The 11,762-nt window shown below is 69.7% G+C and carries 13 protein-coding genes; 9 read left to right on the top strand and 4 right to left on the bottom strand.

Annotation, left to right across the window (positions count from 1 at the left end; genetic code table 11):
* Positions 1-298: 298 nt before the first annotated feature.
* Together Q0L11_RS03495 and Q0L11_RS03490 are read left to right on the top strand one after the other, a co-directional pair.
* On the top strand, positions 299-1,168 hold the full coding sequence (locus tag Q0L11_RS03495; protein WP_296595461.1) for a UTP--glucose-1-phosphate uridylyltransferase: 870 nt from the start codon (positions 299-301) through the stop codon (positions 1,166-1,168).
* 13 nt (positions 1,169-1,181) lie between these two features.
* On the top strand, positions 1,182-2,042 hold the full coding sequence (locus tag Q0L11_RS03490) for an SDR family NAD(P)-dependent oxidoreductase (protein ID WP_296595460.1): 861 nt from the start codon (positions 1,182-1,184) through the stop codon (positions 2,040-2,042).
* Here the strand turns inward: Q0L11_RS03490 and Q0L11_RS03485 are convergent.
* The gene (locus Q0L11_RS03485) at positions 2,039-2,785 is read right to left on the bottom strand and encodes an alpha/beta hydrolase (protein ID WP_296595459.1); all 747 of its coding nucleotides are present in this window, start codon (positions 2,783-2,785) and stop codon (positions 2,039-2,041) included. The two genes, Q0L11_RS03490 and Q0L11_RS03485, sit on opposite strands and share 4 nt — an antisense overlap.
* A gap of 45 nt (positions 2,786-2,830) precedes the next feature.
* Here Q0L11_RS03485 and Q0L11_RS03480 point away from each other — a divergent pair, with 45 nt between their 5' ends.
* The 4 genes from Q0L11_RS03480 (at position 2,831) to bla (ending at position 6,485) form a co-directional block, all read left to right on the top strand.
* The gene (locus Q0L11_RS03480) at positions 2,831-3,994 is read left to right on the top strand and encodes a glycosyltransferase family 4 protein (protein WP_296595458.1); all 1,164 of its coding nucleotides are present in this window, start codon (positions 2,831-2,833) and stop codon (positions 3,992-3,994) included.
* Positions 3,994-4,980 carry a glycosyltransferase family 9 protein gene (locus Q0L11_RS03475; RefSeq protein WP_296595457.1) on the top strand — a complete coding sequence of 329 codons (987 nt, stop codon included), beginning with the start codon at positions 3,994-3,996 and terminating at the stop codon, positions 4,978-4,980. Before Q0L11_RS03480 ends, Q0L11_RS03475 begins: the two co-directional genes overlap by 1 nt.
* A 109-nt stretch (positions 4,981-5,089) precedes the next feature.
* A complete protein-coding gene (gene infC, locus Q0L11_RS03470; RefSeq protein ID WP_296595456.1) occupies positions 5,090-5,611 on the top strand; it encodes a translation initiation factor IF-3 in 522 nt (173 codons plus the stop codon).
* 10 nt (positions 5,612-5,621) lie between these two features.
* A complete protein-coding gene (bla, locus tag Q0L11_RS03465) occupies positions 5,622-6,485 on the top strand; it encodes a subclass B3 metallo-beta-lactamase (RefSeq protein ID WP_296595455.1) in 864 nt (287 codons plus the stop codon).
* A 3-nt stretch (positions 6,486-6,488) separates the two neighbouring features.
* On the opposite strand, the gene Q0L11_RS03460 is transcribed toward bla, so the two are convergent.
* The 3 genes from Q0L11_RS03460 to Q0L11_RS03450 all read right to left on the bottom strand — a co-directional run bounded on the left by Q0L11_RS03460 (position 6,489) and on the right by Q0L11_RS03450 (position 9,685).
* Positions 6,489-7,205: a DeoR/GlpR family DNA-binding transcription regulator gene (locus Q0L11_RS03460; protein WP_296595454.1), complete on the bottom strand. Its 717-nt coding sequence runs from the start codon at positions 7,203-7,205 to the stop codon at positions 6,489-6,491.
* A 286-nt stretch (positions 7,206-7,491) separates the two neighbouring features.
* Positions 7,492-8,313, bottom strand: a complete 822-nt coding sequence (locus Q0L11_RS03455) for a response regulator (protein ID WP_296595453.1) — start codon at positions 8,311-8,313, stop codon at positions 7,492-7,494.
* Between the two features lie 85 nt (positions 8,314-8,398).
* The gene (locus Q0L11_RS03450; RefSeq protein WP_296595452.1) at positions 8,399-9,685 is read right to left on the bottom strand and encodes an adenylosuccinate synthase; all 1,287 of its coding nucleotides are present in this window, start codon (positions 9,683-9,685) and stop codon (positions 8,399-8,401) included.
* A 145-nt stretch (positions 9,686-9,830) separates the two neighbouring features.
* Between Q0L11_RS03450 and Q0L11_RS03445 the strand changes: the two genes are divergently transcribed.
* From Q0L11_RS03445 to Q0L11_RS03435, 3 genes are all read left to right on the top strand, one after another.
* Entirely contained in the window at positions 9,831-10,250 is a 420-nt protein-coding gene (locus tag Q0L11_RS03445; protein WP_296595451.1) for a VOC family protein, read from the top strand.
* On the top strand, positions 10,247-11,236 hold the full coding sequence (locus Q0L11_RS03440) for a threonine/serine dehydratase (protein WP_296595450.1): 990 nt from the start codon (positions 10,247-10,249) through the stop codon (positions 11,234-11,236). Before Q0L11_RS03445 ends, Q0L11_RS03440 begins: the two co-directional genes overlap by 4 nt.
* Before the next feature lie 44 nt (positions 11,237-11,280).
* A partial coding sequence (locus tag Q0L11_RS03435; RefSeq protein WP_296595449.1) for a hypothetical protein occupies positions 11,281-11,762 on the top strand: 482 nt, incomplete at its 3' end.

Raw genomic sequence — 11,762 nt, 5'->3', positions numbered from 1 at the left:
GCGGAGCGGCCGGAGCAGCGGCGGCGTCAGCGGCCGGAGCGGCGGCGTCGGCGGCCGGAGCAGCTTCTTCTTTCTTTTGGCAGGCAGCCAGGCTCAGAGCCATGACACCGGCGGTGGCGATCGTCAGAATGCGAAGGTTCATTGAGTTGGCTCCCCGTGGGGGTGAATCCCCGACCGCGCGACCCTACACAACTTCGTGCGATCTCAAAATCGTGATCGTGCCCTCGTCACCAAAAATTCTCGCCGACCGTCGGCGCAACGCATTAGGGAACGCGGAACACAGTATGCGGAGGATTTGATGGGGAAGCGCGTTCGCAAGGCGGTCCTGCCGGTGGCGGGCCTCGGGACTCGGGTGCTCCCAGGCGCCAAGACCACGCCGAAGAACCTCCTCAACGTCGTCGACCGACCGATCCTCAGCTACATCGTCGAGGAAGCGCGCGCCGCCGGGATCGAGCACATCGTGTTCATCGTCGGCCGCGGCCAAGCCGCGATCGAGGACTACTTCGACGCTATCCCCGAGATCGAGCAGGCCCTGGCCGCCAAGGGCAAGACCGACATCCTGGAAGACCTGCGCCGGGACCTGCCCGAGCCGGGGCAGATGAGCTTTATCCGCCAGATGGCGCCGCTGGGCCTCGGCCACGCGGTCTGGTGCGCCCGCCATGTCATCGGTGACGAGCCCTTCGCGGTCATGCTGCCCGACATGCTGATGATGGCGAAGCGCGCCGCCCTGGCGCAGGCCGTCGACGCCTATGAGCAGAAGGGCGGCAATGTGGTCGTCGTCGAGCCTTGCCCGCCCGGCGAGGCCCACAAGTACGGCATCGTCGCGCTCGATGGCCAGGACGGCCGCCTGAACCGCATGACCGGGATGGTGGAGAAGCCCGCGCCCGGGACGGAGCCGTCCAACCTGTTCATCTCCGGCCGCTACATCCTGCAGCCTGAGATCTTCGAAATCCTCGAGACCCAGGAGCGCGGCGCGGGGGGTGAAATCCAGCTCACCGACGGCATGTTCCACCTGATGAAGAAACAGGACTTCCACGCCCTCGAGTACGAGGGGACCACCTACGACTGCGGCGACAAGATCGGCCTGCTCCGCGCCAACGTCGCCTTCGCCCTCGCCCGCCCCGACCTGGCCGACGCGGCGCGCAAGGCCATCAACGCGCTGCTTTAGTAAGGCGCCGGGGTTGCGGCTCTTCCTCTTCGGCTATGGCTTCTCCGGACGGGCGCTGGCCCGGCGGATGGCGGCCAAGGGCTGGGAGATCGTCGCGACCTTTCGCGGACCGGAGGCCGCCGCGCGGATCGCGGCCGACGGTCACCAGGGCGTCGATGTCTTGGATCGCGATGCGATCACCCAGGCGCTGGCGCGGACCCAGGCCCTGCTCATCACCGCCCCGCCCGGCCCGCAGGGCTGCCCGGGCATGAACGCACTGGTCGGCCCTCTCGCCGAGGCGGGCGCTTTTCCGGACTGGACGGGCTATCTCTCGACGACCGGCGTCTACGGCGACCGGCGCGGCGGCTGGGTGACCGAAAGCAGTCGGCTGGCGGCCCAGTCCATCGAAGGTGCCCGCCGCGTGGGAGCCGAACGCGACTGGTTCGAGGTGGGCCGCGGAATGGGCCTGACCGTGTGTGCGTTCCGGCTGCCCGGCATCTACGGCCCGGGCCGCTCGGCGTTCGACCGGCTTCGAGAGGGCGTCGCCCGGCGCATCGTCGCCGAGGGCCAGGTCTTCTCCCGGATCCACGTCGACGACCTCGCGGCGGGACTCGAAGCCTCCATTGCCCGGCCCCGCGCGGGCGCGGCCTACAACCTGTGCGACGACGAGCCGGCGCCCAACAGCAACGTCATCGCATACGCCGCGCGGCTGCTGGGCATGACGCCGCCGCCCGAGGTCCGGCTGGAAGACGCCCGCCTCTCGCCCGCCGCCATGCGCTTCTACGCCGAGAGCAAGCGCGTCTCGAACGCCTTGGCCAAGGCCGAACTGGGCTGGCGACCCACCTATCCGACGTATCGCGAGGGGCTCGCGGCGATCCTGGCGGCGGGCGGCTAGCTCAGTTCCTCCACCGCCGCGATCATCCGCGCCAAGTCCTGCGGGCGGGATAGGCGGTGGTCGCCGTCCCTGATCAGCGTGAAGACCACGTCCTCGCCCTTCAGTGTCTGGGCGAGTTCCAGCGCGTGCCGCCAGGGTACGTCGGAGTCGGCGCCGCCCTGCAGGATGCGCACCGGCGCCTCGATCGGGATCGGCTCGCCGCCCAGGATCGACCAGCGGGCGCCGTCCTCCAGCAGTTGGCGAGTGATCGGATAGGGGTCGCCGTAGTCGGATGGCCGCAGCCAGACGCCGTCCCGCTCCAGGTCGACCCGGCCTTGCGGCGGAATCTCCGGGGCCATCAGCGTCTCGGTGAAATCCGGAGCGGGCGCGATCAGCAGCATGGCCTTGATCCGCTGCGGCATGGCCAGGGCGACGAGGCACGAGATCCAGCCGCCCATCGACGAGCCCACCAGCACCAGCGGGCCGGCGGTCAGCTCGTTCAGCACGGCGATGGCGTCCTCGCGCCATCGGGTGATCGTGCCGTCCCGGAAATCGCCGGAGGACTCGCCGTGGCCGAAGTAGTCGAACCGCACGAAGGCCCGTCCCTTTTCCAAAGCCCAGTCGGCCAGCGCCTGAGCCTTGGTTCCGGCCATGTCCGACTTGAAGCCGCCAAGCCAGACCACCGTCGGGCCCGCGCCCTCCACCATTCGCCACGCCAGCCGCGCACTGCCGGGCCGGTCCAGGAAACCGCTGATCTCGCTCATGCGTGCGTCATAGCAGCAGGGGGCAACTCAGGTTAGAGAAGGCGCGTGTCGCTTCCCCCCGACTTCACCCTGCTGCAGGTCATTCCCGAACTGGAGACCGGCGGCGCGGAACAGAGCACGATCGACGTGGCCCAGGCCGTCGTCCGCGCGGGCGGCACGGCGCTGGTGGCGACGCGCGGCGGACGCATGGCCGCAAGGCTGCAGGCCGACGGCGGCCGGCTGGCGCAGATGCCGGTGCAGACGAAAAACCCGCTGACAATGCTGGGCAACGCCGCGCGGCTGGTGGCGCTCATCCGGCAGGAGAACGTCTCCATCGTCCACGCCCGCAGCCGCGCGCCGGCCTTCTCTGCTCTCTGGGCCGCACACGCGACCGACACGCCCTTCGTCGCCACCTACCATGGCGTATACAAGGCCCAGTCGGCGCTGAAGCGTTGGTACAATGCGGTGATGACCCGCGGCGACCTGGTGATCGCCAACTCGGACTACACACGCGACCATGTGCTGGCCGAGCACAGGATCGATCCGGCGAAGCTGGTGACGATCCCGCGGGGGATCGACTTCGAGCGTTTCGATCCGACTTTCGTCACCCCGAACCGCATCGATGCCCTGCGCGCCGCCTGGGGGCTGCCGCCGGCCGACCACCGCACCCAGATCCTGCTTGCCGGCCGGGTGACGCGCATCAAGGGCCACCTGATGATCGTCGAGGCCGCCCGACGCCTCGCGGTCGAGGGCCGGCGCGACTTCCAGATCCTGTTCGCGGGCGACCACCAGGGCCGGACCGGCTACGCCGCCGAGGTGCAGGCGGCCATCGACGCGGCAGACCTGGGCGATGCGGTGAAGCTGGTCGGCCATTGGGACGACATGCCCGCCGCCTATCTGCTGGCCGACTTCGCCATCCTACCCACGAACGTGCCCGAGAGCTTCGGCCGCGCGGCGGTCGAGCCCCAGGCCATGGGTCGCCCGGTGATCGCCTCCAACCACGGCGGGGTAACCGAGACCGTGCTCGACGGCGTGACCGGCTGGCTGGCGCCGGTCGAAGATCCCGACGCGTGGGCCGACGCGATCGCCCGCGCCATCGACCTGGGCCCCGGCAAGCGGCTGGAGATGGGGGAAGCCGGCCGCAAGCGCGCCCGCCAGCTCTATTCGGCCGAGACCATGTGCGCCCAGACCCTCGCGGCCTACGAACGCGTGCTGGAGGCGCGCCGCTGATGCCGCGCCACGTCGAACGCATTCTGATCATCAAACTGTCGGCCCTGGGCGACTTCGTCCTGGCGCTGGCCGCGATGAAGAAGATCCGCCAGGCCCACGCCAAGGCGCACATCACCCTGCTAACCACCCCGCCGTTCGAGGCGCTCGCCAAGACCTGCCCCTACTTCAACGCCGTGGACACCGGGGGGCGACCTGAATCGTTCGCCGAATGGATGGCCCTGCGGAAGCGGATCAAGGCGGCGAACTACGACCGCGTCTACGATCTGCAGACCTCCGCCCATTCGAACCGGATCTTCCAGTTGCTGCGGCCCAGCCCGCCGCCCTGGTCGGGGATCGCCTTCGGTTGTTCGCTGCCGCATCGGAACCCGCTGCGGAACGGCATGCACACCCTGGAGCGCCAGGCCGACCAACTCATGTACGCCGGCATCTGGGAGGACGCGCCCACCGAGCCTGGCGCGGCGCCGCCTCCGGACCTGTCTTGGGTAATGAAGCTGGCGCCGCCGGAGCGGCCGGTGCCGGGCGCCAACAAGCCCCGCCCTTACGTGATCTTCGTGCCGGGCGGCTCCGCGCACCGCATGGACAAGCGCTGGCCGGTCGAGAAGTACGCGGAGCTCGCGCGCATCCTCTACGGCCGCGGCTTCGACATCGTGGTGGTCGGCGGCCCGCAGGAGACCGAGCTGGCCCACGTGATCCAGCGCGCGACGCCGCGGGCGCGCGACCTGACCGGCCGCACCGACTTCGCCTCCATCGCGATCCTGGGCGCCAAGGCGGCGCTGGCGGTGGGCAACGACACCGGCCCGCTGCACCTGGCCGCGGCCGGCGGGGCGCCGACGATCGTCCTGTTCTCCAAAGCATCTGACCCGGCGCTTTCGGCGCCTCGGGGCCGCGTCGCCATCCTTCGGGCCGAGAACCTCGCCGAACTGCCTGTGGCGCAAGTGGCGCAGGCCGCGAATTCTTTGGCCCCCTCCACCACCGGCGCGCCTTGATACAGAACGCCCCGCGCGTCATATACTGATCAGGACGACCGGGGCGCCTCGCGCCGACCGGCGTCTTTTGCGTTTCAACAGTTCCGGAGCACTGCCTATTCGCCGCCCCATGCAAGCGCCGCCCGTCAAGGAAGGGCCGCGCATGAACGAAGATATCCGCGTTCCCCGCGTCCTGCTCATCGACCAGCACGGTGAGAAGCAGGGCGTCATGCCCACGTCGGCCGCCATCGAAGCCGCCCAGGAGGCTGGTCTCGATCTCGTGGAGATCGTGCCCACCGCGGATCCGCCCGTCTGCAAGATCCTGGACTACGGCAAGTTCAAGTTCCAGGAACAGAAGAAGAAGAACGAGGCGCGTAAGAAGCAGAAGGTGGTGGAGCTCAAGGAAATCAAGCTCCGTCCGAACATCGATATCCATGACTACGAGGTCAAGGCCAAGTCGATGCACCGCTTCTTCGAGGAAGGCGACAAGGTCAAGATCACCCTGCGCTTCCGCGGTCGCGAACTGGCTCACCCCGAGCTGGGCATGAAGCTGCTCCAGAAGGTGAAGACCGACTTCGAGCCGGTCGCCAAGGTGGAGTACGAGCCCCGCATGGAGGGCCGTCAGATGATCATGATCCTGGCCCCGCGCTAGCGAGACCTTCGTGAAGTTCAGCCTGCACCGAATTCTGACCGCGGCCGTCCTTGGGGCGGCCGCTTTCGTTTCGCCGGCCGTGTCGGCCGAGGCTCCGGATGCGCCGACCGCGCCTTTCCGGATCGGCGATGGGCTCTACTACGTGGGCTCGGTCGACTACGCCGCCTACCTGATCGCTACCAAGGCGGGCCTCATCGTGCTGGACGGCGGCGACGCCGAGACCGGCAAGCAGATCGTGGCCAACATCCGCACGCTGGGCTTCGACCCGGCCAAGGTGAAGGTCCTGCTCAACACCCACCAGCACTTCGACCACGCCGCGGGCCTCGCGGCGCTGAAGAAGGCCGCCCCGGGCGCGCGGCTTTACGCCAGCGCCGCCGACGGCCCGATCATCGCGGCCGGGGGACGGGGCGATCCGTTCCTCAAGGGCGAGCGCTTCTACTACGAGCCTGTGAAGCCGGATGTGACTTTGAAGGACGGCCAGCAGGTCGGCCTAGGCGGCTGGACGTTGACCGCGCACGTCACGGGCGGCCACACCAAGGGCTGCACCACCTGGACCTTCCCGGTGACCGTGGCGGGCAAGGTGCGGCAGGCGCAGGTCCACTGCTCGTCCTCGGTCCTGCCCGGCTACAAGATCGGCCGCCAGGAGACCTACCCCGGCCAGACGGCGGATTACGAGAAGAGCTTCGCGACCTGGAAGGCGCTGCCGTGCGACGTCTTCCTGGCCTCGCACGCCGGCTTCTTCGACATGGCCGCCAAGAAGAAGGCCCTGGACGCCGGCAAGTCGGACGCCTTCGTCGACCCGGCCGGCTGCAAGGCGTTCTACGTCAGGCAGGAAGCCGCCTTCCGCGTCGAACTCAAGCGGCAGAATCCGTAGGCCTCAGGCCACCTTGATGTCCACGCCCGCCGCGGTGAGGGCATCGCGCAGGGCCTGGTCCGGCGCCTGGTCGGTCACGACGGCGCGCAGGTCGCCCAGCGGGCAGACCACCTCCATCATCCGCACGCCGAACTTGGAGCGGTCGGCGAGCAGCACGGCCTCGCCCGCCCGCTCGATCATCGCCCGCTTGACCCAGGCCATGCCGGACTCGGCTTCCGTGGGGCCATCCACCGTGAGGCCGCTGGCGCCGAAATAGGCCCGGTCGGCGTTGAGCCGCGACAGGAACTTCAGGGTCTCGGGCCCCACGGTCGCACCCTGGGCGGCGTTGAGTTCGCCGGGACAGACCACCACGCGGATCTGCGAAGCCTTGCCCAGCGCCTCGGCCACCGGCAGGCCGTTGGTGATCGCCACGATCCGGCGGTTGAGGCTGGACAGTACATTGGCCAGGTGCAGGGTGCTGGACCCGGCGTCGATCATCACCACGTCTCCGGTGCCGATCGCCTCGGCCGCCGCCACCGCCATCCGCCGCCGCTCCTCCGCCAGCAGGCGATGGCGCTCGCTAACGCCCGGCTCCAGCGACAGGGGCGGCGTCCCGCCGCCGTAGGTGCGGTTGATCAGGCCCTTCTGGCTGAGCTGGTCCAGGTCGCGCCGAATGGTCTCGGTGGACGTGCCGAACCGCGCTGCGAGGTCGGCGATCCGCACGGCGGCGCCGGCGCGCAATCCGGACTACGCCGACCACGCTGATCGTCACGACCGACCACGGCCGCGGCACGTCGGGCGGCGCGAGCTGGAGGGACCACGGGCGCAAGGTCCCAGGCTCGAACGAGACCTGGATCGCGGCCATCGGTCCGGGGATCGCGCGGGGCGGCAAGCTCGCGGGCTGCGCCTCGTCCAGCCAGGTCGCGGCGACGGCGCTGCAGGCGCTTGGGCTCGACTGGAAAGCGTTCGACCCGGCCGCCGGCGCGCCGCTGGCGATCGCCCCCTAGGGCGCCGTGGCCATCGAACTCTACGCGGCTTCGACGTCCACGCCGCGGTCGGAGTCGGCGTCCTTGGGCAGGAAGACCAGCATCGGCGTGGCCCAGCGTTCGGCGTCCTCGCGGGTCAGGATGGCGCCCGCATTCGCCGCCTTCGTTAGGTGGCGATAGAATTCCGAGGCGGCCAGGGTCATCTTGAAGTCGGTGGCGATGGACTGCAGCGTCGTCGCCTGGGCCAGCATGGCGCGCATGGCCTGCTGGGGGTCGGTCTCGACCGCGGCCACGGCGGCGCGGATGATCTTCAGCGCCTGGTTGATCTTCTGCTGGTAGGGCGTGACCGAGCCGTCCGTCTTCCGCTTCAGCGGACCGGCATAGTCGCCCGAGTTGAACCGGCGGCGGTCGGGGCCGATGTAGGCGACGCCTTCCACCCAGTCGCGCTCGCGCAGGGTCACGGCCTCCAGCCGGCGCAGCAGGTCCTTCATGCTGTAGGGCTTGCGCAGGAACTCGTGCACGCCGGCGTCGCGGGCCGCCAGGATCATGCCGGCCGTCGCTGCGCCCGTGATGGTGATGACCGGAGCCTTGCGGCAAGACCAGTTCGAGCGGCGCAGCCTGCGCACGAAGCCGAGGCCGTCCACCCGCTCGTCGCCAAGCTCGACCACGATGATCTGCGGATCGCAGGTCTCGGCGATCTTCATCGCCCGCTCGGTATTGCCGGCGATCCAGACGTGGCTGTGGGCGATGTCGCGCATCAGTTCGCTGAACATCCGCGCGCTCGCCGGCTGCGGATCGGCGATCAGCACCCGACGCAGCTTCGGCCCCATCTTGTCGATGATGCGTTTGTCGCCGTCGAACAAAGGCTTAGCTCCCACCTGTCGGCGGTCGTTCTACCCGTTCATGAGTAAAGGATCGTTTGATACGGCGGTGCGACCAAGGTGCGCATCAGTCCTGGAACGGGTCCCGCATCAGGATGGTGTCGTCGCGCTGCGGGCTGGTGGACAGCAAGGCGACGGGCGCGCCAATAAGCTCCTCGATGCGGCGGACATACTTCACCGCGCTGGCGGGAAGGTCCTTCCACGAGCGGGCGCCCTGGGTGGTCTGCGACCAGCCTTCCATTTCCTCGTAGACCGGTTCGAGCTGGCCCTGGGCCTTCAGGCCGGCCGGCAGGTAGCCGATCTCCTGGCCGTTCAGGCGGTAGCCGGTGCAGATCTTCAGGGTCGGCAGGCCGTCCAGAACGTCCAGCTTGGTCAGCGCGATGCCGGCGATGCCGTTCAGCGCCACCGACTGGCGCACCAGGGCGGCGTCGAACCAGCCGCAGCGGCGTTCGCGGCCGGTCACCGTGCCGAACTCGCGGCCGACGGTCCCCAGGTGCTTGCCCACGTCGTCGAAAAGCTCGGTGGGGAACGGGCCTTCGCCGACCCGCGTGGTGTAGGCCTTCACGATGCCGAGCACATAGCCCGGCCCCTTCGGCCCCAGGCCCGAGCCCGCCGCAGCCTGGCCGGCCACAGTGTTGGACGAGGTCACATAGGGATAGGTGCCGTGGTCCACGTCCAGGAGAGCCCCTTGCGCGCCCTCGAACAGAACGCGCTTGCCCGCCTTCACCTGCTCGTCCAGCAGCAGCCAGGCGGGACGGGCGTAGGGCAGGATCTTGCCGGCCATCGCTTCCAGCTCGGCCAGCAGGCCGGCGGGGTCCACCTCGGGCAGGCCCAGGCCGCGGCGCAGCGGCGTGTGGTGCGCGAGCAGGCGGTCGATCTTGGCTTCCAGCGCCTCGCGGTCGGCCAGGTCGGCCACGCGGATGGCCCGGCGGCCCACCTTGTCCTCGTAGGCCGGCCCGATGCCGCGGCCGGTCGTGCCGATCTTGTTGGTCGCCGCCGCCTCGCGCGCCTGGTCGAGGTCGCGGTGGATGGGCAGGATGAGACAGGCGTTGTCGGCCAGCACCAGCATGTCGGGCGTGATGTCGACGCCCTGCTCGCGGATTTGGCCGATCTCCTTCAGCAGGTGCCAGGGATCGACGACCACGCCATTGCCGATGATGGACAGCTTGCCCTGCACGACGCCCGACGGAAGCAACGACAGCTTGTAGGTCTGGTTTCCAACGACCAGCGTGTGGCCGGCGTTGTGCCCGCCCTGGAACCGGACGACGACGTCGGCGCGGTTGGAAAGCCAGTCGACGAGCTTGCCCTTGCCCTCGTCGCCCCACTGGGCGCCGATCACGGTCACATTGGCCATCTGGATACGATCTCCCGACCTGCCCGGAGAACGCGCCCAAGCCCTTCGACAGGTGCTCGGCAAAGGCGCGGAGATCGAAATGCGGCGCCGCTTTAGACGAAGTGGGCCTCGCCCTCAAGACCCCTGCGCGCTATCTCCAGCGATCATGGACATCCCGCGCTTCCATCTCGCCTTCCCCGTCCGCGACCTTTCCGAGGCGCGCGCCTTCTACGGCGGCCTGCTGGGTTGCCCGGAGGGCCGCTCCAGCCCCGAGTGGGTGGACTTCGACTTCTACGGCCACCAGATCGTCGCTCATCTTTCGCCGGACGAGGTTGGTCACCGTTCGACCAACGCGGTGGACGGCCACGACGTGCCGGTGCGCCACTTCGGCGCCATCCTGACCCTGCCGCAATGGGACACCCTGGCCGAGAAGCTCAAGGCCGCGGGCACGAAGTTCGTCATCGAGCCCAACATCCGCTTCAAGGGGCAGCCGGGCGAGCAGGCGACGATGTTCTTCCTGGACCCGTCGGGCAACGCGCTGGAGTTCAAGGCCTTCGCCGACAACAGCATGGTGTTCGCGAAATGACCGGCCTCGCCGTCTCCCTGGCCGACATCGAGGCCGCCGCCGAGCGCATCCGGAGCGTCGCCATCGAGACGCCCCTGGTCGAGAGCCCCGCGCTGAACAAGCGCCTGGGTCTGCGCGTGCTGCTGAAGCTGGAGACGCTGCAGCGGGTCGGCGCGTTCAAGTTCCGCGGCGCCTACAACCGACTGGTCCAGCTCAGCGACGAAGAGAAGAAGCGTGGCGTCGTGGCCTTCTCCTCCGGCAACCACGCCCAGGGTGTGGCGCTGGCGGCGAAGCTGCTGGGGATCCCGGCGCTGATCGTGATGCCCGCCGACGCGCCCAAGGTGAAGGCGGACGCCACCGCCGGTTACGGCGCCGAGGTAAAGTTCTACGACCGCCTGACCGAAAGCCGCGAGAAGATCGCCGCCGCCATCGCGGAAGAGCGCGGCGCGGTGGTTGTGCCGGCCTTCGACGACCCGCACATCATCGCAGGCCAGGGCACGGCAGGTCTCGAGCTGGTCCGGCAGGCGGAGGCGCGAGGGGCCAAGCTGGACATCGTCATGACGCCCTGCAGTGGCGGCGGCCTACTCGCCGGCGTCGCCACGGCGGTGAAGGCCCTGTCGCCGGACACCCGGCTGATCGGCGCCGAGCCGGAGGGTTACGACGACACCAAGCGGTCGCTTGTGGCCGGCGTCCGCACGCCGATGACGCCAACCCATCGCACGCTCTGCGACGCGCTGGAGACGCCGTGTCCCGGGGAACTGACCTTCCCGATCCTGCAGGCGACGGTGTCCGACGTGGCCGTCGTGACTGACGCGGAGGTGGCCGAGGCGGTGCGCTACGCCGCCACGGTGCTCAAGCTGGTGGTCGAGCCCGGCGGCTCGGCTGGCCTGGCGGCCCTGCTCGCCGGCAAGGTCGACACGAGGGGCGCCGGCGCGCTTGGGCTGGTGCTGTCGGGCGGCAACATCGATCCCGAACAGTTCGCGAAGATCCTGCGCCGCGAGCTTTAGGACGCCTTAAGCCTGGCTTCATCGGCGCCGCCTAGCCTGGCGCAATGGACCCGTTGCGCCCCGGGCTGCCGACGCCCCTGCCCCAGCCGGCGATGCCGGCAGAGGCTCGCCTCGCCGCAGCCCTCGCCCATGTGAGCCTTCCCGACGTGCCCGCCCCGGCGATGTCGGAGGTCGAACGGGCGCTCGCCGGCGCCCGCACGGAGGCTGCCGGCCGCCAGGACCAGATGGGGCCGATCTTCGCCGACCTGGCGCGGGCGCTGGACGCGCCCGCCCTGCCGCCCGCGCTCAAGGCCGCCATCGCCCGGGTGCTGGCCTTCCAGGCGCCCACCGACCGGCCGCCCACCGCCGAGACGATCCGCACGGCGGTCGCACAATCCGGCCTGTTCCTCGAAGCCAACCTCGCCGCCGGACGGCCCATGGCGCCGGACCTCAAGGCCGCGCTGCTGGTCCTTCGGCAGGCGCTCCCTCCCGATCCGACCCGCACCTCGGCGCGCCGGGCGCCGGGCGCGGCGCCGCCGCCGAGCCG

This window comes from Phenylobacterium sp. (genome assembly GCF_024508875.1).
Lineage (GTDB): Bacteria > Pseudomonadota > Alphaproteobacteria > Caulobacterales > Caulobacteraceae > Phenylobacterium.
Note: the sequence above shows the minus strand (reverse complement) of the source record. Positions and strands in the feature narration are given on the sequence as shown.